21 protein-coding genes and 1 pseudogene are annotated in these 22,771 nt (G+C 66.0%); 4 read left to right on the top strand and 18 right to left on the bottom strand.

Annotation, left to right across the window (positions count from 1 at the left end):
- Positions 1 to 99: 99 nt before the first annotated feature.
- The 7 genes from AB1I47_RS04345 to AB1I47_RS04315 all read right to left on the bottom strand — a co-directional run bounded on the left by AB1I47_RS04345 (position 100) and on the right by AB1I47_RS04315 (position 7,118).
- A complete protein-coding gene (locus AB1I47_RS04345; protein WP_354682551.1) occupies positions 100 to 1,137 on the bottom strand; it encodes a Bug family tripartite tricarboxylate transporter substrate binding protein in 1,038 nt (345 codons plus the stop codon).
- A 104-nt stretch (positions 1,138 to 1,241) separates the two neighbouring features.
- On the bottom strand, positions 1,242 to 2,153 hold the full coding sequence (locus tag AB1I47_RS04340; RefSeq protein ID WP_354682550.1) for an HpcH/HpaI aldolase/citrate lyase family protein: 912 nt from the start codon (positions 2,151 to 2,153) through the stop codon (positions 1,242 to 1,244).
- Positions 2,154 to 2,214: 61 nt separating this feature from the next.
- Positions 2,215 to 3,492 (bottom strand): CaiB/BaiF CoA transferase family protein, encoded by a 1,278-nt coding sequence (locus AB1I47_RS04335; protein WP_354682549.1) that lies wholly within the window; start codon positions 3,490 to 3,492, stop codon positions 2,215 to 2,217.
- Positions 3,489 to 3,977, bottom strand: coding sequence for a MaoC family dehydratase (locus AB1I47_RS04330; protein WP_354682548.1), 489 nt, complete (start codon positions 3,975 to 3,977; stop codon positions 3,489 to 3,491). The genes AB1I47_RS04335 and AB1I47_RS04330 overlap by 4 nt, the downstream gene beginning before the upstream one ends.
- Entirely contained in the window at positions 3,974 to 5,188 is a 1,215-nt protein-coding gene (locus tag AB1I47_RS04325; protein WP_354682547.1) for an acyl-CoA dehydrogenase family protein, read from the bottom strand. The genes AB1I47_RS04330 and AB1I47_RS04325 overlap by 4 nt, the downstream gene beginning before the upstream one ends.
- 26 nt (positions 5,189 to 5,214) lie before the next feature.
- Entirely contained in the window at positions 5,215 to 5,751 is a 537-nt protein-coding gene (locus AB1I47_RS04320) for a MaoC family dehydratase (protein WP_354682546.1), read from the bottom strand.
- Positions 5,748 to 7,118, bottom strand: coding sequence for an MmgE/PrpD family protein (locus tag AB1I47_RS04315; protein WP_354682545.1), 1,371 nt, complete (start codon positions 7,116 to 7,118; stop codon positions 5,748 to 5,750). The genes AB1I47_RS04320 and AB1I47_RS04315 overlap by 4 nt, the downstream gene beginning before the upstream one ends.
- A gap of 258 nt (positions 7,119 to 7,376) precedes the next feature.
- Here AB1I47_RS04315 and AB1I47_RS04310 point away from each other — a divergent pair, with 258 nt between their 5' ends.
- Complete coding sequence (locus AB1I47_RS04310) at positions 7,377 to 8,273, top strand: HpcH/HpaI aldolase/citrate lyase family protein (protein WP_354682544.1); 897 nt, start codon at positions 7,377 to 7,379, stop codon at positions 8,271 to 8,273.
- 22 nt (positions 8,274 to 8,295) lie between these two features.
- Here the strand turns inward: AB1I47_RS04310 and AB1I47_RS04305 are convergent, their stop codons facing one another.
- The 6 genes from AB1I47_RS04305 to AB1I47_RS04280 form a co-directional block, all read right to left on the bottom strand.
- Entirely contained in the window at positions 8,296 to 9,081 is a 786-nt protein-coding gene (locus AB1I47_RS04305; protein ID WP_354682543.1) for an IclR family transcriptional regulator, read from the bottom strand.
- 74 nt (positions 9,082 to 9,155) lie between these two features.
- Entirely contained in the window at positions 9,156 to 9,764 is a 609-nt protein-coding gene (locus AB1I47_RS04300) for a TetR/AcrR family transcriptional regulator (RefSeq protein WP_354682542.1), read from the bottom strand.
- Positions 9,765 to 9,975: 211 nt separating this feature from the next.
- Positions 9,976 to 10,938, bottom strand: a complete 963-nt coding sequence (locus tag AB1I47_RS04295) for a tripartite tricarboxylate transporter substrate binding protein (RefSeq protein WP_354682541.1) — start codon at positions 10,936 to 10,938, stop codon at positions 9,976 to 9,978.
- 45 nt (positions 10,939 to 10,983) lie between these two features.
- Positions 10,984 to 11,763 (bottom strand): enoyl-CoA hydratase/isomerase family protein, encoded by a 780-nt coding sequence (locus tag AB1I47_RS04290; RefSeq protein ID WP_354682540.1) that lies wholly within the window; start codon positions 11,761 to 11,763, stop codon positions 10,984 to 10,986.
- Positions 11,756 to 12,901: an acyl-CoA dehydrogenase family protein gene (locus tag AB1I47_RS04285; RefSeq protein WP_354682539.1), complete on the bottom strand. Its 1,146-nt coding sequence runs from the start codon at positions 12,899 to 12,901 to the stop codon at positions 11,756 to 11,758. The genes AB1I47_RS04290 and AB1I47_RS04285 overlap by 8 nt, the downstream gene beginning before the upstream one ends.
- A gap of 8 nt (positions 12,902 to 12,909) precedes the next feature.
- The gene (locus AB1I47_RS04280) at positions 12,910 to 14,049 is read right to left on the bottom strand and encodes an acyl-CoA dehydrogenase family protein (RefSeq protein ID WP_354682538.1); all 1,140 of its coding nucleotides are present in this window, start codon (positions 14,047 to 14,049) and stop codon (positions 12,910 to 12,912) included.
- Positions 14,050 to 14,139: 90 nt separating this feature from the next.
- Between AB1I47_RS04280 and AB1I47_RS04275 the strand changes: the two genes are divergently transcribed.
- Positions 14,140 to 15,342 (top strand): CaiB/BaiF CoA transferase family protein, encoded by a 1,203-nt coding sequence (locus AB1I47_RS04275; RefSeq protein ID WP_354682537.1) that lies wholly within the window; start codon positions 14,140 to 14,142, stop codon positions 15,340 to 15,342.
- 259 nt (positions 15,343 to 15,601) lie between these two features.
- Here AB1I47_RS04275 and AB1I47_RS04270 read toward each other — a convergent pair whose 3' ends face one another.
- The 3 genes from AB1I47_RS04270 to AB1I47_RS04260 are packed head-to-tail and all read right to left on the bottom strand — an operon-like array spanning position 15,602 to position 19,899.
- Positions 15,602 to 16,678, bottom strand: a complete 1,077-nt coding sequence (locus AB1I47_RS04270) for a lipocalin-like domain-containing protein (protein WP_354682536.1) — start codon at positions 16,676 to 16,678, stop codon at positions 15,602 to 15,604.
- Positions 16,675 to 19,200: an FtsX-like permease family protein gene (locus AB1I47_RS04265; protein WP_354682535.1), complete on the bottom strand. Its 2,526-nt coding sequence runs from the start codon at positions 19,198 to 19,200 to the stop codon at positions 16,675 to 16,677. The genes AB1I47_RS04270 and AB1I47_RS04265 overlap by 4 nt, the downstream gene beginning before the upstream one ends.
- Before the next feature lie 3 nt (positions 19,201 to 19,203).
- On the bottom strand, positions 19,204 to 19,899 hold the full coding sequence (locus AB1I47_RS04260; RefSeq protein WP_354682534.1) for an ABC transporter ATP-binding protein: 696 nt from the start codon (positions 19,897 to 19,899) through the stop codon (positions 19,204 to 19,206).
- Between the two features lie 207 nt (positions 19,900 to 20,106).
- Between AB1I47_RS04260 and AB1I47_RS04255 the strand changes: the two are divergent.
- A pseudogene (locus AB1I47_RS04255) lies at positions 20,107 to 20,235 on the top strand (AraC family transcriptional regulator); the annotation flags it as partial.
- A 76-nt stretch (positions 20,236 to 20,311) separates the two neighbouring features.
- Here the strand turns inward: AB1I47_RS04255 and AB1I47_RS04250 are convergent.
- Together AB1I47_RS04250 and AB1I47_RS04245 are read right to left on the bottom strand one after the other, a co-directional pair.
- Positions 20,312 to 21,460, bottom strand: a complete 1,149-nt coding sequence (locus AB1I47_RS04250) for a branched-chain amino acid ABC transporter substrate-binding protein (protein ID WP_354682533.1) — start codon at positions 21,458 to 21,460, stop codon at positions 20,312 to 20,314.
- A 40-nt stretch (positions 21,461 to 21,500) separates the two neighbouring features.
- Entirely contained in the window at positions 21,501 to 22,436 is a 936-nt protein-coding gene (locus tag AB1I47_RS04245; protein ID WP_354682532.1) for a LysR family transcriptional regulator, read from the bottom strand.
- A 70-nt stretch (positions 22,437 to 22,506) separates the two neighbouring features.
- Between AB1I47_RS04245 and AB1I47_RS04240 the strand changes: the two genes are divergently transcribed.
- Positions 22,507 to 22,771 (top strand): succinate dehydrogenase, cytochrome b556 subunit (locus AB1I47_RS04240; protein ID WP_475572024.1); only part of this gene is annotated, 265 nt, incomplete at its 3' end.

Genomic DNA, 22,771 nt, shown 5'->3' with positions numbered 1-22,771 from the left:
GCCGCAGCCTTGGGCGGCCAAGGAGGGCAAGGACGCGCTGCAGCTGAGCAAACGAAGGACCGGTACGCGCCATGAGCGCGCCCGGTTTCAGCGCGGCCATCATTCCATTTTGAGCCCTACCGTCCTGGTCATGGCCTGGTAGGTCGGCCACGTACGCGCGATGAAGCGCTGCAGGGCTTCGCCGGTCAATGGCGTGTCCTGGCTGCCAAGCTGCTCCCGCACATTCCTGACGGCCTCCGATTCCGTGACCGACTGCCGCACCAGCGTGACCAGGCTGTTGACGATGCCGGCTGGCAGCCCCGCGGGGCCCAGCAGCATATTGCATTCGGCCAGGTTAGCGAAGACCGGGTCGGATATGCCCTCGTCCGCCCACGTCGGTATTCCGGGCAATTTCGCGCTCCGCAACCCGGAGATCAGCAGCAGCGGCTTCAATCCGCCGGAAGCCAGCCCGCCCGACATCCCGAGCAGCGAGCCGGCCCCGATATCGATATGGCCGGCCAGCAGGTCGCCGATCATGGCACCGGTGCCCTTGTAGTTGATGATGTCGAACTGCGCTCCGGTCAGCTTCTTCAGCTGGGCCACCATCAGTTGCCAGCCCGACCCGATGCCGTAGTTGCCGACGCTGACCGGCCGCTTCTGCGCGAGCGCGAGCAATTCCTTGAAGGTGTTGGCCGGCAGCCCCTTGGTCGCCACCATCACGCCGACGCCGGTACTGATCGACGCCACCGGCGTGAGGTCGCGCGACGGATCGATGGGCGGCTTTTTCAGCAACACCGGCGCCTGCGCCAGCTGGCTGTGCAAGGTGCACAGCAGCGTGCAGCCGTCAGGCTTGGCGCGCGCCACCGCCTCGGCGGCAATCATGCCGATGCCGCCGGGCCTGTTTTCCACCACCACTGGCACCTTCAGCCTGGCGGAGAAAAACTCGGCGAAGGCACGCGCGGTGCTGTCGTTGGAAGAGCCCGGCGCCTGCGCCGCGATGATCCGGATCGGGCGCGAGGGCCAGTCGTTGGCAAGCGCATGGCGCGGCAGCAGCCAGGGCAATGCAGCAGCCCCCGCCGCTGCGCCCAGCACCCGGCGCCGGCGAAGGTCGATGGTATCCACGGGCAAGTCGTTGCCCGGGCGAAGAGAGGAACGCATGGGTATTCTCCGGAATGCTTCAAGCCTGCGCCCGCGATGGCTCGCGGGCACCCGGGTGGCCGTCGCGATGCGCAACGGCCGGCGCGGCATGTCACTACATGCCGCTACATGCCGATCAGGTCGGCCCGCTGCACCAGGTTCCTGACGATGCGGACCGAGGCGATGTCGATCATCTTGCCCTCGTACTGGACGGCGCCCAGTCCTTGCGACAGGGCTTCGTCATAGGCGCGGATCATGTCGCGGGCGCGCGCCACGTCGGCGGCGGCCGGCGAGAAGACGTCCTGCGCGAGTTCGACTTGCGACGGATGGATGGCCCACTTGCCCACCATGCCCAGGATCATGGCGCGGCGCGCTTCCTCGCGGAACGCGTCGGGGCTGCGGAAGTCGGCGAACGGGCCATCGACGGCATCGAGCCGGTGCGCGCGCGCGGCAACCGTCAGCCGCTGGCGCTGGTAGTGCCAGATGTCGCCCGGATAGCCGCCGCTGCCGCCAATGTCGCGCATGGACACGCCCTGGCTGGCCGAATAGTCGCCCATGCCGAAGATCAGGCATTCCAGCCGCGGCGTCGATGCGGCAATGGCCTCGACGTTCATCATTGCCTCCACCTCTTCGATCAGCACGTCGATGCCGATGCGGTGGCGCAGGCCGAGCTTCTTCTCCATCATCGACAACAGCTTGTCGACAAACTGCACATCCGCCGCCGACATGGCCTTCGGCAGCATGATGACATCGAGATTGCGGCCGGCGCCCTCCACCACTTCGATGATGTCCTCGTACGCATACTCGGTGGTCAGGTCGTTGATGCGCACGCAGCGCGTGGTGCGTCCCCAGTCCAGCCCGTTGAGGGCGTCGACGATCTTGCGCCGTGCCGGGCGCTTTTCGCTGGGGGCCACCGCGTCTTCCAGGTCAAGGAAGACGAAGTCCACGCCCATGCCCGCGGCCTTGGCCATCATCTTCTCGCTCGAGCCCGGCACGGACAGCTGGCAACGGCGCAGCCGCTTGGTTTTTTCCTGCATGATGTTGTCTCCTGCTTGTTGTACTAGTGTTGTCTGTAGTCGTCCCGGCGTGCCCCACCGCCTACTGCACCACGCCGTCCGCGCGCAGCGCGGCGATCTCGCCGGCATCGAAGCCGAGGTCGGCCAGGGTGCGGTCGGTGTGCTCGCCGGTCATGGGGGCCCGATGCCGTACGCCTCCGGGCGTGGCGCTCATGCGCACCGGACTGCCGGCGATGGTCAGTCCGCGCGCCGCGCCGGGCTGCTCGGTTTCGACCAGCATCCCGCGGATACGGAAATGCGGATCGTCGAAGATGTCTGCGGCATCGAACACCGGGCCGAACGGCACCTCGCCGCCCAGCATCCCGGCAAGCGCGCGCTTGGTGTGGCGCACCGTCCAGGCGGCGACCGCCTGCTCCACCTCGGCCCGGTGCCGCACGCGCAATTCGTTGGTGGCAAAGCGCGCATCGCCGGCCCATGGCGGATTGCCCATCCGCTCCACCAGCAGCCGCCAGAAGCGGTCGTTCGGCACCCCAAGGCTGATAAAGCCGTCACTGGCCGGGAAGAGCCCGAACGGGCAGAGCAGCGGATGGCCGTTGCCCTCGGGTCCCGGCGCCTGCGCCGAGGCGCTGTACTGGAACACCATGCGCTCGCATACGGCGAGCACGGCATCGACCATGGCCACATCCACGAACTGGCCGCGGCCGGTGCGCTGGGCGTGCCAGCACGCCGCCGCGATGCCGTAGGCCAGGAACATGGCCGGCACGATGTCGCCAACGCCCGGGCCGATCTTGGTCGGCGCGCCGCCGCGCTGCGGGCCGGTAATCCCCATGATGCCGCCCATTGCCTGCGCGACGGGATCGTAGGCGGGCCAGCCCGCGTAGGCGCTCTCGCCGCTGCGCGGGTCGCCGAAGCCGCGCAGCGCCGCGTACACCAGCCTGGGGTTCGCCTCGGCGAGCCGTTCATAGCCCAGCCCGAAGCGCTCCATCACGCCGGCGCGGTAGTTCTCGACCAGCACGTCGGCGCTGCGCACGAGCCGCAGCAGGGTCTCGCGCCCGGCGGACTGCTTGAGGTCCAGCACCAGCGATTCCTTGTTGCGGTTGATCGAGCCGAAGTAGCCGCCAAACCCGCCGGACTCCATCCGCAACGCGCCCTCGAGATGCGGGCCGTTGCGTCGGGTCTGGTCGCCCCCGGGCGGCTCGATCTTGATCACGCGCGCGCCCTGGTCGGCGAGCATCATCGAGCAATAGGGGCCCGCCAGCATCTGGGTCAGGTCGAGTACCACCATGTCGTCGAGCGCGCCCTTGGGGCGGCCATCTGCGCTGCCATCTGCTCTGCCATCTGCGCTGCCATCCGCGCTCATCGCCCGCCCCAATGGCTCTCGCGCTTGATCAGCGCAGTGCGCTCCGCCTGCACGCACAGCTTGTCGTCCTGGTTCACGCCGTAGTGGCGGAAGCGGACGATGCCGGCATCCTCGCGGTCGGCGTCCTCGTTGCCCAGCACCTCGGTGAAGGCGTAGAGCGTGTCGCCGTGGAAGACCGGATGCGACAGGCGGATCTTGTCCAGCGCCAGTTCGCGCAGGCAGTGCTCGGCAGTGTCCTGCGCCGCAAGCCCGAGCACCATCGACAGGTTGATCCCGCCAAAGACCACGCGCTGCGCGAAGATGCCGCCGGCGGCACGCCGCATGGCGTCTTCGTTGAAGTGCCCTTCGGCCGTATTCATGACCATGTTGGTCAGCATGACGTTGTCCATTTCGGTCACGGTCTTGCCGCGCGCATGGCGGATCAGCATGCCCGGTTCGAAGTGCTCGAAGTATCCGTCGGGGCTGGTGAGTGCGCAGAGTTTCATGCCGCCTCCTTCGACTGTCGGACCTGCCCGCCGAACGCGCGGCTGGCGATCATGCCCTCGACCTCGGACTTCCCGAGCAGGCTGTTGGCGATGATGCGTTGCTGGATCTCGGAAGTGCCTTCGAAAATCTTGGTGAGGCGCGCGTCGCGCCAGTAGCGCTCCACCGGGAACAGCCTGGTATAGCCGGCGCCGCCGAAGATCTGCAGCGCCGACGAGGTCACGCGCTCGGCCATCTCCGAGGCGAAGTACTTCACCATCGACGCCTCCTTGTCGCAGCGGCGCCCGCTGTCGATCTCGTTGCAGACGAAGTAGAGCAGTTGCCGCGCGGCCTCGATCTCGGTGGCCATCGTCGCGATCTTGAAGCGGATCGCCTGGTATTCGGCGATCGGCATGCCGAACTGGCGCCGCTCCAGCGAATAGGCGACCGCGTCTTCCAGCGCGCCCTGCGCCAGGCCGATCGCCCGTGCGGCGGTATGCGCGCGGGCGCCCTCCAGGCCCTTGGCCATCAGCAGGAAGGCCTTGCCCTCCGGCCCCATCAGGTTGCGCTTGGGCACGCGCACGCCGTCGAGCGCCAGCTCGAAGGTCTTCCAGCCGAAATACCCGATCTTGGGGATCGGCGAGCCGGTCATGCCAGCGGGGAAGCCGCCCCGCTGCTTCTCGATCATGAAGCACGAAATGCCTTCCCAGCGCTTGTCGGGCGATGGCGGCGCCGAGGTGCGCGCGAACAGGATCAGGTAGTCGGCGCCGTCGGCAAAGGTGCACCAGTACTTGTTGCCGGTCAGCACCCATTCGTCGCCATCCAGCACGGCGCGGCACGAGATCGACGCCAGGTCGGAACCGGTATCCGGCTCGGACAGCGCGCTGGCATTGAGGAAGTCGCCACGCACCACGCGCGGCAGGTATTCGCGCCGCATGTCCTCGGGCATCGATTTCATGATCCACCCGCCCTGCGCACGGGCCACGATCGACGCCACCGACATCCAGCCGCGCGACAGCTGCTCGCAGATCAGGCAATACTCGAAGATGCCAAGGCCCAGGCCGCCGTACTCCTCCGGGATCGTGATGCCGAAATAGCCCATGTCGGCCATCTTGTCGCGCAGCGACATCGGGATCTCCGCATCCGGGCCGTCCAGCGCGTTGGCAACCGGCAGCACCTCTTTCATCGTGAATTCGCGCGCCGCATCGCGGATCATGCAACGCGCTTCCGTCATGTACCCCAGACCGTCTCCTGACATGCTTATCCCCTCATCCTGACCAGATTGGTACGCTTGAACTCGATCACTACATCGCCCTGCTGATTGGTGCCATGCGTGTGCCACGTGACGATGCCGTAGCCGTGGCGGTTGCTGGCCGGCCTGCGCGACACCACGACGGAGCTGGCATAGAGCGTCTCGCCGGGGTAGACCGGCCGCAGATAGGCCAGCTCGTCGACCCCGAGAAAGGGGCCGCCGCCCTCGGACAGGTCTTCCACCGACAGGCCGAACACGGTGTTGAACACCAGCAGCGGATTGACCGGCACGCCCGCGTGGCCGTTGGCCCGTGCCACCGCCTCGTTGGTGTATTGCGGGTTGTAGTGCAGCGTCAGCACCGAGAACATGGTGTTGTCCGACGCGGTGACGGTACGGCCCCAGTGATGGTCGAAGCGCCGGCCCGGCTCGAAATCCTCGTAGCGGTTGCCGCGGGCGCGCAGCCGGGCTTCTGCTTTCAGGCGGGCGACGACCGGATCGGCGGGGATCTCGGGAACGCGCTCGATGGCGGGATGGGTGGATGTCATTGCATTGCCTCAAACAAAGGTTCCACGCAAGGAAGCTGGTCCAGCGTGTCGACCACCGACACCAGCTTCGCGAACTTGGCCGCGCCGATGCGCGGCACGACGATGGCCTGCGCCTTGTCGACCAGGCGCCGCCACTGCATGGCAAGGTCCGCGGCCGGCACCGCGACATTGGCCTGCGCGCGCAGCGTGCGGCCGTCGCGCGTCAGGATCTCGACCGTGGCGGCGTTGCGGTCCGGGCCGGGCACCACCTGCAGGGCGATCCGCTGCCGCGCCCTGACATAGCGCGGCGCAAGCGCGGTCTCGGGCGAATACAGGGCGAGCGAGGCAGTGGGCGCGCCGTCCATCGCCAGCGCCGCAAGATGCTGGATCGCGAACTTGATCTCCAGGCCGGTCTGCGGGTTGGCGATATCGCACACGCCACGATGCGCACCCGACACGAAGATGGTCATCGACTCGAGCGCATCCAGGTCGATACGGTGCGCACGGCAAGCCTGGCGCACGGCTTCAATGGTGGAGTGCGTCAGGTAGCAGGACGCATGGAACTTGAACAGGGTGCGTTCGATCGCCATGCCTGCGCGGCGCTCGAAGGTGGCCGGGAACGCCGGCGCGGCGGGCGCCTGGGTGCGGCCAAAGCCCTGCTCGCACTCGATGCCGCTGGCGTTGGCAGTGAACCCGCGCGCGGCCAGGCGGGCCGCCATCACGCCATTCATGGCGGCCTTGCCTGCGTGCAGCGGCTTGGCCATGGTGCCGAACATGCATTTGAGCCCGGCTGCCTGCGTCGCGGCGAGCCCGAGCGCGTGGGCCGTGCCGGCCGGGTCGAGGCCACCCAGCCGCGCACAGGCAGCGGCGGCGCCCAGCGTGCCGGTGGTGCCGGTCGGGTGCAGCCCGAGGCGATACTGCTCGGCGCCAACCACCTCGCCGACCCGGCTCTCGACTTCATGCCCCAGTATCAGCGCGCGCAGCAGGTCCTTGCCGCTGGCGCCGGCGGCCTGGGCCACCGCCAGCGCGGCCGGTGCCACCGGCACGGTCGGATGGCCGTGCATCGCCGAGGCGACGTCGTCAAAGTCGAGAGCGTGTCCGGCAGCGCCATTGATCAGCGCGGCCTGCGCCGGATCGGCGCGCAACGGGCTGCCCACCAGCGCGCACGGCAAATCGCGCGAGCCGGCATATTCGGCGACGAGCATTTCGACCAGCGGCTCACGGGCGGCGGCGAGGGTAACGGCGATCCAGTCGAGCATGGCGTGCCGCGCCCAGGCGAAAGCCGGTGCGCCGAGCTCGGCATCGTCGACCGTGCTGATCCAGCCGGCCAGCGCCCGGGTGAAGCCGGTGCTGTCCGCTGTCTTGTCGATGGTATGGTCAGGCTCCACTCGGAAGCATCGCCGCGTTGGCCGGCGCCGTGTTGTTGTCGATGGACCGAGTATTGGCGAACGCCGACGGACCCGGCATCACATATGTGATGGATGCCGACGCCGGGGCATCGATCACATATGTGATGGCCGCCGGTGCGTGCCGGATCGAAACTCTCATCCACGGCCATTCGCGGCGCACGGTGCCGCGCCATGGCCACACTGCCCCTCAACGCTTCACGTTCACGTCGCCACCGGCGACGCTTATATCTCATGACCATGAACAAGACTGCGCCCCGCCGCTCCGTGCTGTATGTGCCCGCGACCAATACCCGCGCCATCGAGAAGGCCCGCAACCTGCCCTGCGACGTCATCGTGTTCGACCTGGAGGACGCCGTGGCGCCGGCCATGAAAGGCCGGGCCAGGGACAACCTGGCCAGCGCCTTTGCCGCGCAGCCGTTTGCGGCGCATGAGACTGTGATCCGGGTCAATGCCCTGGCAACCGCCGAATTCGATGCCGACCTGCGCGCGGCCGCCGCCTGCGGGGCCGATGCGATCCTGCTGCCGAAAGTCGACACCGGTGCAGACCTGGAACGCTTTGCCGAGGCGATCCGCGCCATGGCCAATGGCCCTGCCCCCAAGCTGTGGGCCATGATCGAAACGGCGTCCGCGATCCATCACCTCGATGGCATCCTGCAAGCCGGCCAGCGCCGGCAGGTGCAGCTCGACTGCCTGGTCGTCGGCACCAACGATCTCGCCAAGGAGACCGGCGTGTATCCGGGCGACAACCGTGCGTATCTGCTTCCCTGGCTGATGTCGGTGGTACTGTCCGCCAGGCGCTACGGCATGGACGTGCTCGACGGTGTCTGGAATGACTTCGGCGATCGCGCCGGCTTCGACAATGAAGTGCTGCAGTCGTGCAGGATGGGCTTTGACGGCAAGACGCTGATCCACCCGTCGCAGGTGGATCCGGCCAACGCGGCGTTCACGCCGTCGGCTACCGCCATCGCCGAGGCGCAGGCGATCGTCGCGGCCTTCGCGCGGCCTGAGCATGCCGCGGCGGGTGTGATCAATCTGGAGGGGCGCATGGTCGAGCGCCTGCACCTGGCGCAGGCCACGCGCCTGCTGGCGCGGCTCGATGCCATCCGGGCGCGCAGGGAACGGCCCGGCCGCTGATTTCGCGCCGCTGCGGCGGCGCTCAGCAGTCCTGCGCTACCGCCAGCACGGCGGCCAGCAACTTCTTGCGGCGTGCGTGCAAACGCGCTACCGGGCCGCCGGTGCCGATGCCGAGCGACTGGCCGCGTATCGGCGTTGCCACCAGCGTGGCGATCACACCGGCCCCCGGCGTCGCCAGGCTGGCCGACTCGTAGTAGCCTTGCCGGCGCGCCTGCTCCACCGCGCGCATGATCTCGTCGGTGCGTACCGGCGGCTCGCCCGGGGCCACCTCGGCGCTGTAGCGGCGCAGCAGCCGCCCGATCTGTTCGTCCTCCATCCGGCTCATCAGCATGATGCCGATCGCGGTGCGATGCATCGGCCGGATGGTGCCCGACGATACCGACAGGCGCAAAGCATGACTGGATTCGATGACGGACAGGTACTGCAGCATATTGCCGCTCTGGCGGCCCAGCAGCACCGTCTCGCCGGTCTCGCTCGAAAGCCGGCGCAGGGCGTCGTGGACCGAGGCGCCGGTACCGTGCATTCTCGTGGTCCACCCGCACAGGAACGCGACGCGGACCGACGGGCAATAGGTTCGCAGCTGGGCGTCGAACTCCATGTAGCCGCGCGCCACCATGGTCCGCAGCAGCATCGAGACACTGGACTGCGGGATGCCGAGGCGCTCGGCGATCTCGCCGACGCGCAGCGGCCGGCGCACCCGCTCGAACAACTCCAGCAGATCGAACACCCGGTTCGCCGACTTGACCATGCCGCTGTCCATAGCAGTCCCTCCCTGGCCCGCGCCGCTCTCCGGCGCTGTCTTTGCCATGCTTCGGACCGGCCGGCGTCGCCCAGGTGCTTGCCTTGCCGCCCGCCCTCAACATCGCCATGGCGATGGTTCTTCTACACCAACCAATCCCCGATCATCCGCAGGATTTCCGCCTTCACGGCTGCAGGGTCCATGGAGGCCCGGTTCAGGCGGTGCACGGAGATACCGCGCAGCAGGCTCATCAGGATGAAAGCCGCGGATTTTGCGTCCACGTCCGCCCGGATCTGCCCAAGGGTCTTCGCCTCGTTGAGCTTGTACTCGACGTAGGCCATGTTCTTTTCGTTGTAGTCGTGGACAAAGCCATGCAGCGGCGAATCGGCAACGGACGAGTCAAGCACGATGAAAAACATCGCACGGATACTGTTGACCGCGTTTTCCGGCCGCTGGGTGTAGGCGTCCACCAGCGAATAGATGCCGTGAATGCCGCGGGTATCGCTGCCATCCTTCTTCCTCTGGGCATTGAATTCACGCGAGAGCTGTTCCAGGCATTCCTCCAGCAGCTTTTCCTTGGAGCCGAAGTGATTGTGCGCCAGGCCGCGGCTATAGCCCGCCTTGGTGCCGACTTCATTCATCGTCAGCCCGGCGAGGCCTTTTTCAGAAATCAGCTCGATAGCGGCCTGCACCATACGGCTGACAGACTCCTCACGCCGTTGCTCCTGGGTGCGACTGGTTTGCTGTTTCATAGGTAGTGATGCACGGATCGGCCGGCTATGTCTCGAAGCAGTGGTAATGGTCCATGGCGCCGTTGTGGCTTGCGTTGAACCGGGTATGGATCCGTTCACGCGGAGCTGCACGGCGCCCAAATTGTACCGAAGCGAACGGGCCACGTTCCAGAACTGCGTCGACACAAGCCCCTGCGTGCGCAGTTTCCGGCGCAGCAGTAAGGCCAGGCGCTCAACTCGGCCGGATATTGGCTTTTTCCGCCACACGCTTGAAGCGCAGGTATTCCGCACGCTGGAATTCCCCCAATTCGCCGAGCGCCTTGTTCAAAAAGGTACCCGCGCGCTTGGACTGGTATGCCTTTGCCGCCTCCGTCCCTTGCGCGGCGGAAATCGCTGCGGCAAGCGCCTTGAGCTTGTCCTGCGGGGTGCCTGCCTTCATCGAGAAGGACGACCACACGTAGGATTCAAAGTCCGTGTAGCCCAGTTCCTTCATCGTGGGGGTGTTTGGCAACAGCTTGTCGCGCGTCCCGCCGGTGATGGCGAGCACGCGGAGCTTCCCGGACTTTTCCATGGAGGCGATGCCGGTGATGTCGTTGAGGGCGATGTCCAGCCGGTTACCGATCAGGTCCGTCACCATGGGCGACCCGCCCTTGTAGGGCACGGGCGTGGTCTTGATACCCGTTACCTGCGCCAGCCACTCGCCTACCAGGCGATAGCCTTCGGAATAATTGCCGATCGAGATCGGCTTGCCCGTGGCCTTGTAGCGGGCCACCACATCCGCAATGCTGTTGTAGGGAGAGTCGTTGCCGGCCACAAAGGCAGCGGCGGAGATGCCCAGGCCGTGCAGCGGCACCAGGTCCTTGAACGGGTCGTAGCCCAGGTCCTTCACCATCACCGGGTTCACCGCGATCAGCGAGTTGCTGCCCAGCAGGATGGTGTTGCCGTCCGCCGGCTCCGCCAGCACAGTGCGCACGGCGATGAGGCCGCTGGCCCCCGGCTTGTTCTCGACCACGACCGGGCGTCCCAGCGCCTTACCGATCTGCTCCGCGTAAAAACGCGCGCCCTCGTCCGAGCCGCTGCCCGCCGTAAAGGGCACGATGACGCGAATCGCCTTGCCCTGCGCCCGGGCGATGTAGGGGAAGCCCAAGGCCGCCGCGCCCGCCAGCAGCGTGGCGCCAAATTGTCTCCGTTGCATGGTGCTTGTCTCCTGTATATCGAAATGGTTCGGCCGTGGCCGGATTCAGTCTTCAAAGACCGGCAGCCGCCTTTCGGCCATGGCCTTCACGCCCTCGGCCATGTCCGGCCCTGCAAACTGGGTAGCCTGCTCCGCGCTCTCGCGCGAGATGGCGTTGCGGATGTGGCTGAGCGAGTCCGCCTTCAAGGTTTGGCGGGTGGACTGCAACGCACGCGGCGATGAAGTGGCCATTTCCCGGGCCAGTGCCATCGCGGCGGTGCGCACCTCCGCCTTGGGGACGATGAAGTCCACCAGCCCCAGCTCACTGGCGCGGGCGCCGTCTACGCGGGCACCGGTATACAGCAACCACGCCGCCATCTGCTTGCCGACCAGCGCCGGCAGGGTGTACGAGAGCGCGAAGCCAGGGTGAATACCGAGCCGGTTGAAGTTGGCCGAGAAGCGGGCCTCTGCGCATGACACCCGGAAGTCCGCCGCGAGCGCCAGGCCAAGGCCGCCACCCACGGCCGCGCCCTCGATGGCGGCCACAATCGGCTTGCTGAAACCGAAGATGCGCAGTGCCTCCAGATAGATGGGATTAATGCGCGAGGCGCTACGCCCCTGCGCGCCATTGCGCCGCGAAAAATCCGCCCCCGCGCAGAACGCGCTGCCGCCCGCCTGCAGCAGCACCGCACGGCAGGTCTTGTCGGCCTGCAACCGGTCCAGCTCGTCGGCAAGCCCGGCAAGCATTTCCACATCGAAAAAATTGTGCGGCGGGCGGTTCAGCTCGATGATGGCGACATGGCCGTCGCGGCTGTTCAGGATGGCCTGGTTCGGCGTCTCAGACATGGGTGGTGGTCCTTTCTGCATGCGTGGGTTGGGCCTGGTGGTCAGCCGGCGTTGCCGGGACATCCCCCGACGGCAGGGTGCGCGCGGTCAGGTGCGGCCAGAACTGATCCGAGCCGGCCTGGATGAACGCCTGGCCGAGGCGCTCTGCCCATTCGGTGCTGCTGCCCGCCTCGGCACGCCACGCCCACAGGCGCCGCGTGGCAAAGTTCAGCGGGTATTCGTAGGTAAAGCCAATGGCGCCATGCACCTGGTGCGCAATCGAGGCACCCGTGCGCACCGCGTCGCTGGCCGTCACCTTGGCGACGGCGGCGCTGAATTCAGCCTGCGGCGCGCTGTCCTGCTGCATGGCGGGCAGATCGCGCAGCGCCGTGGTCGCAGCCGCGTAGCTGCAGGCCACCTCGCCGGCCAGCACGGCAAGCTGCTGCTGGATGGCCTGGTTCTTGCCAATGGGCTTGCCAAACTGCACGCGGTCCTTCACATACTGCACCGCCAGGTCCAGCGCGTATTCCAGCGCGCCGGTCAGCTGCGCGGCGGTGGTGGCGGCGTAGAACACTTCCAGCGGCTGGCTCAGCCCGGAAATGCCAGCAGGCAGCACATGCGCCACGGGGGCATGGTCAAGCACCACCCTGTCGGCCGGCAGCGATGCGGCATCGGCCTTTGGCTCCACCCGCACGCCAGTCCCCTTGGCATCCACCAGGCAGATATGGCCTGCCGCCTCCACCACCAGCCATCGGGCATGGCGCGCCCACTTCACCGCTGTCATCGTGCCGGTGAGGGTGGCGGGTGTCCCCGCCTCATTGCTGGCCAGTGCCAGTGCCCGCGTCTGCGCGCCGGCGGCCAGCGCAAACACGCTGTCGGCCGCCACGTCCAGCCCGCTGCGCGATGCCAGGTACTGCCCCACCACCGCCTGCGACAGCGGCACCGGCGCCTGGGTATAGCCGACCTGGTAGAACAGGGGCAACGCTTCCGGCCACGAGGCCTCGATGCCGCCATGCGCCTCGCGGCAGAGGATCTTGGTCATGCCGGCGTCGGCGATGGCTTGCCACAGCCCGCCGGCAAATTCGCCAGCCTCGACAGCGGTCAGCAGTTCGCGGCTCACCTCGTTGGCCAGCAGTCGCTTGACGGATTCTTCAATCATGTTGTCGCTCATCGCAGCCCCAGTCCTTTCGCAATAATTCCGCGCAAAATCTCTCTCGTGCCCCCTCGCAGCGAGAACGATGGCGCCGCCAGCGTCACCAGGTTCAGCACCTGGTCGAACTCGCTTCCATCCCCCAGCCGGTCGGGGAATACCTCATAGGCAATGTCCGGCAGCGACTGCTCCAGCAGCGCACCCTGGTCCTTGACGAGGGAGGCGGCCAGCGACGGGTCCTGCCCCTCGGCCATCATCAGCGCGATGCCCTGCGACATCTGGCGCAAGGTGGCATAGCGCGCGATCACCTTGCCGATGGCCACGGCCTGCTGACGGTTGCCTGCCTGCGCCGCATCGAGCATCTCCAGCAGCAGCTGTGTGCTGCTCAGGAAGCGCTCCGCGCCCGATCGCTCGTACTTCAGTTCATTGATTACCTGGCTCCAGCCCTTGCCCTCCTCGCCCACCAGGTGGTCATCGGGCACGAACACGTCGTCGAGGATCACCTCGTTGAAGATGCGCATGCCCAGCTGCGAGACGATGGGCCGCACCGTCACGCCGGGGCGGTCCATCTCGATGAAGATCTGGCTCATGCCGGCGTGGCGGTCATCGCCACGTTCGCTGGTGCGCACCAGGGCCACCATGTAGTGCGCATGGTGCGCGCCCGAGGTCCACACCTTGCGGCCGTTGATCTTCCAGCCGCCTTCAACCCTGGTGCCGCGGGTACGGATGGAAGCGAGGTCCGAGCCCGAGTCCGGTTCGCTCATGCCGATGCAAATGAAGGCCTCGCCCCGGCGGATCTGCGGGATGATTCTGGGAGCAAGCTTGTCGCGGCTGTAGCGGATGAGCAGCGGCCCCATCTGCCGGTCGGCTGCCCAGTGCGCGCCCATCGGGGCACCTACGGCCAGCAGTTCTTCCAGCATCACATAGCGCTCCAGCATGCTCTTTCCGCCGCCGCCGGCATCGGTTGGCCAGGTCATGCCGAGCCACCCTTTTTCGCCCATCTTCCTGGAGAAATCCGGGTCGCGGCCGGCCCAGTTGTGCGCGCGCTCGACGCGTGAATACTTTGTGATGTGCTCCCTGGCAAAGGCTCTTGCCTCCTCCCGGAGCGCCTCGCATTCGGGTGGCAGGTCCCCGACAGTGATGTGCAGCGTATCCATGTTTATCCTTACTTGCTTGCGATCAAGCAAAACTATAGAGTGGATACAACGAATCTGCTCTAGGTAAAAACGATGAGAAGCAAGGCAACCATGAAGGCAAACGACACGACGAACGACCAGAAGAAGCCGGACGCCGCTCCCCGAGGCCCTCTTGCCGGGATCCGCGTGCTGGATCTGACCGCCGTGGTACTGGGTCCTGTCGCCACTCAGGTGCTGGCGGACTATGGCGCCGAGGTGATCAAGGTAGAACCGCCCGAGGGCGACCTGATGCGTGCGAACGGCGTGAGCCGCACGCCGGGCATGAGTTCCACCTTCATGAATATCAACCGCAACAAGAGTTCGGTGTGCATCGATCTCAAGACGGAAGACGGCAAGGCGCAGCTGCGCCAGCTGATCGGCCGCTGCGACGTGCTGGTGCACAACATCCGCGTCAAGGCGATCGAGCGGCTGGGCTTCGGCTACGATGCGGTGGCGCAGATCAACCCGGGCATTGTCTACTGTGCCGCCACCGGCTTTGGCGAGGGCGGCGCCTTTGCCGGCCAGCCCGCGTTTGACGACATCATCCAGGGCGCCTGCGGCCTGGCCCATCTGGTTGGGCACGAAAGCGGCATCCCTGAATACCCGCCCACCTTGCTGGCCGACAAGATCGCAGGCCTGGCGACGGCCAACGCCATCCTGGGCGCGCTGGTCCACAAGGCCTGCACCGGCGAAGGCCAGTATGTGGAAGTGCCGATGTTCGAGACCATGGTCGCCTTCACGATGACGGAGCACCTGGGTGGGCACGGCTTTCAGCCGCCCATTGGCGACGCCGGCTATGCGCGCCTGCTCAAGGGCGGCCGCAAGCCTTCGCCCACCAAGGACGGGTACATCGCCCTGCTGCCCTATACGGAGCAGCACTGGAAGGCCTTCTTTCACCGCTTCGGGCGCGGCGAATTCATCGAACAGTTCAACATCAGCAGCCGGATCGAGCGCAACAAGAACATCCAGGCGATCTATGCGGAGCTGCGCAACATCACCGCGCAGTACACCACAAAGGAGATGATGGACGTGTGCCGGGAGATGGATATCCCGGTCGCGGCAATGTATTCCATCCACACCATCCAGACCCACCCCCAGGTACAAAGCACCGGGCTGTTCCAGACCATGACGCACCCCACCGAAGGCGACGTGGTAACAACCCGCCCGACCGCCCTGTTCTCCAGGACACCTGCTTCGATCTATAAGCCTGCCCCTCGTCTCGGCGAGGATACCGAGCGGATCCTGGGTTCCAGGTCCGTGAAATGTTCGAATTGAAGCCGAACCTGAAAAACACGGGATTGGACTAGAAGCCGGCGCCGAGCCACGCAAATCTGAGCGCCAGGCGAGATCATTGCGCGGCTGGCCGAGGCGATGAAGAACCAGTAAGCGGCACCCGCTTCTGACAAGGTCCGGGTCGCAGAAGATGCGCGGCACGAAGCCTGCCAGGAGCGGCATCGGATCGGATGGACCAGCAAGAGATAACGGCGACCCGCGCGGCAAGCCAGGAGCATTTCCGCCCGGGCCGCGCCACAAGTCAAAGCTTGAGGCGCTGGAAATACCCCGTCAGTTCGAGGTAGCCCCGTCCGAGCGCCTTGCCTCCCCGCAACGCCGTCACCGCGCCCTCCCAATAGACCGCGCCGGTGCTCGCGCGGCTATCGAGTTCCTGATCATCCATCAGCGGTACCAGTTCGAGCGTGAGATCGCCTGCGTTCAAGCGCATGGCAACCGGATAGCTCGTGCCGGTACGAGGCGAGCGCCAATGGCGCGCCGGCATGAAGTTGACCGCTTCGGGAGCCAGTACCTGGACGCGACCGTCGCTGCCGCGCAGCGTGCCGCCTCCCCAGAACTTGCGCCCCGCCTTGTCCCGGATCTGGAAGGCCATCAACGCGCCGCCGTCATCCAGGTTGAGGCCGATCCAGTCCCAGCCAACGGCCTCATCGGCCAGTAAGGTCGACGACCATTCGTGGTCCAGCCACGCGGTGCCATGCACGGTTTCCTGCATGCTGCGCCGCTTCAAGGTGCCGCTCACCTTGAGCCTCGGCTGGCTGTAGTAATAGCTCGCCTGGGCCGCCAGCGGGCCCTTGCGGCTGTAACCCCGTTCGCCCTGTAGCAGCAACTCCTGGGTTGGCTCCATTGTCAGATCGAGCGTGAAATCCCGCGCGGGAATTCTGGCTCGGTAGCGCCCCGTCGTCTCTCGGCGCAGCGACCAGTTGTCGATGTACACATCGGTGTCGGCAGTATCGGCAAGCGCCAGGCCGAAGCCGCTGCGCGCCGCGCGCTGGTCGTGTTGGAGCTTGCCGGCCGCGGGATCGCTCAGTGCGACATGGGCGAACAGCAGTTGCTGCGGCGCGAAGCGGCTTGGGTTGGCCTGGTCGAACGGCGGGCGCGAGCGGAAGAACGTAACCTGGAAGCCGAGCGGCGCTCCTGCCTGCGTCTGCAGCCAGCCGGTGGCATACCACCATTCGATGCGATAGTCAGGGTGCGCGCCGTGGTCGCGCGGGAAGGCCAGGGTTCGGCCTGCGTCGACCGGCGGATAAGCGGGCGCTGCGCCCCGCACCGCGCCCGCCACGCCGCAACCCGGCAACAACAGCAGGAATGCGCGCCTCTTCACCAATCCTCCTGCACCGCGCGCACGGCGCTACGCGACATCGCCTGCCGCCCGCTCGCCAGCGCCGCCAGCGAGGCCGCCACCACTACCGCGCTCGCCACCTGGGCGAGAAATGCCCAAGGCATATGCAAACTCATGGTCCAGTGGAACGACTGCGGGTTGACAACGTGAACCAGGATCAAGGCGATGACCCATCCCAGCGCAAGACCGGCTACCGCGCCAAGCAGAGCGAGTAACGCGCCCTCCAGTGCCAGCATCGCGCCGATCTGCCAACGCAAGAAGCCCAGATGCCGCAACACGCCGAATTCGCGCGCGCGCGCCAGGGCCTGCGCGCTGAAACTGGCGCCAATGCCGAACAGGCCGATCATGACCGCTATACCCTCCAGCAGGTAGGTCACCGCGAAGCTGCGGTCGAAGATTTTCAGGGTGATGGTGCGAATCTCGCCGGGCTCGGCGAAGGTCATGTGTTCACCGCCGGCGACGCGCTGGCGCAGCCTCTCCTTGACCTGCGCCGGGCCGGTGCCCTGCTCCAGCCACAGGGCGGCGTCAGTGACACGCCGCTCGTCCGTGAGCCGCCGATAATCCTCCTGGCCGATCACCACCGTACCATACTGGCGTGCGTAATCGCGCCACACGCCGCCCACCAGGAAGGCGACGGGCCGGCCCTGCAGCGGCAGCGTGATACGTTGCCCCGGGCGGAAGCCATAGAGGTCGACCATCGCCTCGCTGACCCATACCGCCGGCGGATCACCCGGCTGCGCCGCGACGGGCGCAGCCGTCAGCGGCAACCGTGCGCCCGGATTGCGCGGATCGATCGGCCTGGCAATGACCGTTACGGGGGGACGCCGGGGATCAAGCAGGATCTGGCTCGAACGCAGAAACTCGGCACGCGCAACGCCACGGACGCTGGCGATGGCCGCCTGGTCCTCAAGCGAGAAATACGCGCTATCGCCGCTTGACGAAGCACGCAAATAGAGGTCGGCCGGCAGGACATTGCGCAGCCAATCGTCCACCGAGTTGCGGAAGCTTGACACCATGATCGCCATTGCGGCCATCAGGCTAAAGCTGGCGACAATGCCGGCCAGGGCGATGGACGCGCGGCCCGGTGCGCCGGCGAGCTGGGTCAGGGCAAGCTGCGGCACAGCCTGTCGCGAAGCGGGCAGCAAGCCGAACACAAGCTGCGCCAGCCATGGCATCAGCAGGATGGCGCCCACCAGCAGCAGGGCGATCGCCGCATAACCGAAGACCGGCAGCTCCGCCACCGGCCGCAGTGGCGTCAGCCCAAGCCCGGCTGCCATCGCAGCAAGCCCGGTCCACGGCGAGCGTAGCCGCTTGAGCGGTGTCTCCTCATCGCCCGCCTTGAGCGCCTGCGCCGGCCGCGCGCGTGCGGCCTCCCATGCCGGTGCGAGACTGCCGAGCACCGCCGCCGACAGGCCGAGCGCGAAGAAGATCAGCGCTGCCAGCGCGTCGAAGCGGACCCTGGGCCTTACACCTTCAAAGTAGCCACCGCCCAGATCGCCGCCCGCGTACCCGAGCACCGCGGCGGCGAGGACGAAGCCAAGCGCAAGGCCGAGCATCGCGCCGAGCGCGCCTTGCGCCGCGCCTTCCGCCAGCAGCAGCCGCAGCAGACCACCGCGTGTCACCCCCAGGGCGCGCAACAGTGCAAGCTGCGAGCGCCGCCGCAGCACCGAGACAGCCTGCATCGTGAACACCAGGAAGGCGCCTGTGAACAGCGCCACCAGCGCAAGCACGTTCAGGTTCACCCGATAGGCGCGCGACAGGTTGGAAGTCCGGCGCACGTTGTCCTGCGGCGAACCTGCCACCACACCGGATGGCAGCAGCGCCGCCAGCGCTTGCGCAAAGTTGCCCGTGTCCACGCCCGGCCTGAGCTTGACGTCGATCCGCTGCAGCAGGCCAAGCCGGTCGAGGCGCCACTGCGCCGCACCGATATCCATCACGCCCAGGCGCATGCCCTCGCCCGCCGCCGGCAGCGTGCCGGCAATACGCAGCGTAAGCGCGGTCAGCCCGACTTGTACGGTGAGCGGGTCCCCGGGCTTGAGGCCGAGCCAGCTCAGCGCCGCCGGCGACAGGAACACGGCGTCGGGATCGAGAACGTCGAGCTTGCCCGCGCCCTCTTCGGCGGGCCGCCCGATCAGATTGGGTGTGACAGGCGCCGCCCGGAACACATCGATGCCAAACAGCGTCAGCGCACCGGTGCGCCCCGGCACCAGCGCATTGACTTCCACCACAGGGCTGGCCGCCGCCACCTCCGGCAGGCCCGCGATGCGCGGATAGAGCGATTCGTCGAAGCCCATGCGCGGCCCGCGGATCTCCAGATCGGCATTCCCCATCAAGGAGCGCACCGCCTGGGAAAACTCCGCCAGCGCAGCGTGGTTGACCAGATGCACGCCATAGCCCATTGCCACCCCGATGGCCACGGCAAGGATGCCGATGATGGCGCGTCCGGGATGGGCGCGCAGTTCGCCCAGCAGTAGCGCAAGGCCGGGTGAGCTTGGCGTTCGCATGGCTTAGGCGGCCGAACTCGTCGGCGGCTGGGGCCCCATCGGCGTCAATCCTGCTGGCGTCAACTGCAGGACGCGATCCGCCGTCGCCGCAGCCAGTGCCGAGTGGGTGACGATAATCGCGGCCGTGCCGTTTGCGTTGACCAGTTCGCGCAGCAGGCTTAGCACCCGCGCAGCCGTCTCGTGATCGAGGTTGCCAGTCGGCTCATCTGCCAGCAGCAGCATCGGCCGGTGTACCAGCGCACGCGCAATCGCCACCCGCTGCAGTTCCCCGCCGGAAAGCTCGCGCGGCAGACTGTCCTCGCGCCCCTCAAGCCCAACCGCGGCGAGCATCTCGGCAACGCGCGCCGACGTTTTTTCCCGCTCGAGGCCGTTCAACAGCAGAGGCAGCGCCACGTTCTGCGCCGCGCTCAAGTTCGGCAAAACATGGAAGGCCTGGAACACGAACCCCAGCTTTCGCCGCCTCAGCAAGGTTGCGGCATCGTCGTCCAGCTCGCCCAGGTCCTGTCCGTCGAACTGGATGCGGCCACTGTCGGGCCGATCCAGGCCGGCGATCAGGTGGAGCAGCGTTGACTTGCCCACGCCAGATTCACCCATGACGGCGATATATTCGCCGGCGTCCAGCGCAAGACTGACTCCGCGGAGAACCGTGCGCGGTCGGGCGCCGTTGTATGTCTTGGAGACGTCTGTCAGGGTCAGCACAATGTTGTCCACCTCGCAAGGCGCGCGTCCACCAAGCCAATGACGGGGGAGCGGGCACAAACATTGTGCCACCATTGAAGTGCATGGTCCGTGGGCCATACGCCGACGATCGCCTGCTCATCTGAGCGGTGGCCTGTTCCCGCAATACCCTCCAGGTATGGGTTGAGACATTATGGGTCTTGGACATCGGCAACGCAGCGCCCCATACTCGCGGAGCAGCCCGGCTTTGCCAGCGAGGAAGCGTTTCGGCGGGCATTTCAGCGCTGGACAGGCCGCGCGCCAACCCGGTTCCGGCGCGAAATCAGAGGTGATCCTGTAACGGCGGCCAGCAAATGACTCAATGCTGGATCACCGCACCGATACCCCGAAGGCCTCCTGGCACTTCCCTCATGTAAAGAGGGAAAACGCCACGTCATTCCGCCCCGATCGTCGTTACCGGAACCCAGCGGCCACCTTTGACCTGATAGAGCGTCGAGGTCGGATTCTTCAAGTCGCCGTTCGCATCGAAGGCAATCTTCCCGGTGATGCCCTCGTATTGCGTGGCCCGCAGCGCCGACAAGAATTCGGCCGGCTTCGCGGAATTGGCCTGTTTCATCGCGTTGATGGCCACCCACGCGGCGTCGTAAGCGAATGGCGCATAGATGAGGTTGTCGGCGCCGAAGCGCTTTTTGAATTTCTGCATGAAGGCCCTGCCTTGCGGCAGCGTTTCGATAGGCCGTCCATATTCCCAGGCCATCGCGCCTTCCGCAGCGGGGCCAGCAAGGTTTAGAAAGATACTGTCGGCGATGCCACCGCTCCCGACGAACTGGGTGCGCATGCGAAGCTCTCTCATCCGCTTCGCGATGAGCGCCGCCTGCTTGTCGACGCCGGCGAAGAACAGGACATCGGCGTTGGCGCCCCTGATGTTCGTGAGCTGCGCGCTGAATTCCACCGCCTTGTCGCTGATGTATTCCTCTATCGCGATTTTGCCACCGGCAGCGGCGACGGCCTTTTTAAACTCGTCCACTGCCCCCTGGCCGAACGCGGTCCGGTCATCCATCACGGCAATGCGCTGCGCCTTCATGACGTTGACTGCGTACTTCCCGGCGTTACCGGAGTTTTGCGTATCGGTCGCAATGATGCGGTAGACCGTCTTCAAGCCTTGCTGCGTGATGGCCGGATTGGTCGCCGCCGGATGGATCACCGGTATGCCTGCCCGGGCGAAAATCGGCGCGGACGGAAGTGCGACGCCCGAGTTGTAATACCCGACAACGACGGTCACCCCCTCGTCGACCAGTTTCTGGGCGACCTGAACGCCGATACGCGGGTCACTTTGGTCATCCACCGAAGCGAGCTCGAAACGGACGTTATGGCCGTCTAGCCTGATGCGCTGCGCATTGGCTTCCTCGACAGCGAGGCGAACACCGTTCTCCATGTCCTTGCCATTTGCGGCATTGATCCCGGTAAGAGGACTGGACACGCCGATTTTGACAACCTGTTGCGCATAGGACTGGCTGCAAGCGAAGGACAGCAACATGGCGCTCAGGCCAGGAACGAGCAAGCGTCGAGCAAAACCGATCATTTGTTCAACTCCGACAATCAGGTGAATCGGCGAGCCGTTGCTACAGCGAACCCTGCGTATCAAGCGCGGGAGCTTCTGCACGCGACACGGTCGACACTGCCTCCGGGACCTTCGCCAGAAAATTTGCCGTCTTCGCAGGCGTTGGCTCGATCCTCGACGCCAGTGCCAGGCGGATCGAGATGGAAGTGCCGACTATGTCTCGATAGACCACTCCCTCCACCTGTATCTGGCAAACAGAGGCAGGAACGAGCGACACACCGAACTCCGCTGCAACGAGATTCACAACCGAGGAGAGCTGCGGTGCTTCCTGGCCAGCAATGGGATCGAAGCCAGCCTGCTTGCACGCGCCGACGATGACATCATGCAAAGTCGGGCTCGCTTCGCGCGGTAGCAGAACAAAATGGTCCTCTGCCAATGCGTCGAGCGATATTCGACGTTTCTTCGCAAGCGGATGCGTTGCGGGGAGCACGACCTTCATTGGCTCCACGGCAATGTGCTGAAGCTGAACCCCGGCCGGCGATTGCCCGCTCAATCGGACAAAGGCCACATCTACCCGGCCATCGTTGAGATAGGCAAGGAGCTCGGACGTATTTCCTTCCGCCAGGGTCAGGACGACATTGGGGTAATCCTGCCGATAAGCGCGGATCAGTCTGGAAACCACCGGGTTGAACGCGGCAGAGCCGGTAAATCCGATGTTGAGGCGCCCGATTTCCCCCCGTCCCGCGCTTTGCGCTTTCTCCACGGCTGCGCGCGTGTCATGCAGGATTCGCCTGGCATCCGTGGCAAACGCCTCGCCCGCCTCTGTCAAGACCACGCCATGCCCGGTTCTGCGGAAAAGCTTGACACCCAGCTCCTCCTCCAACGCGTGAATCTGCTGGCTGAGAGGCGGCTGCCCGATGCCAAGCCTTTCGGCTGCCCGCGTTACGTTGCGCTCGTCGGCCACTGCGAGGAAGTAGCGAATATGCCGCAGTTCCATGCGATATCTGCCGTTATATATATCAGAAAGATGCGATAGATATTGGACAGTATATCAGGGACGGGCCAGAATGCCGCGTATCACGCCTTGCCCAGAGCGTCCCGGTATCTATGACCGCGTCGACGCTGTCGAGGACAAGGCGGCGAATCCATCCAACGAAAAGATCCAGCCCCCCATGGAAAAGCTGCAGTCAACCAGGCCCGAATACCGGAACATCGGTATCTCGCAGATCGCGAAATACCGGTTGCCCTGGGCCGGCAAGGTATCCATCCTGCATCGCGTCAGCGGTGCACTGATGTTCCTCCTTCTTCCCTTCGTCCTGTATCTGTTTGAGC

Origin of the sequence: Cupriavidus necator (genome assembly GCF_040578825.1) — a bacterium.
In the GTDB taxonomy this organism is placed as follows: Bacteria; Pseudomonadota; Gammaproteobacteria; order Burkholderiales; family Burkholderiaceae; genus Cupriavidus; species Cupriavidus necator_E.
Note: the sequence above shows the minus strand (reverse complement) of the source record. Positions and strands in the feature narration are given on the sequence as shown.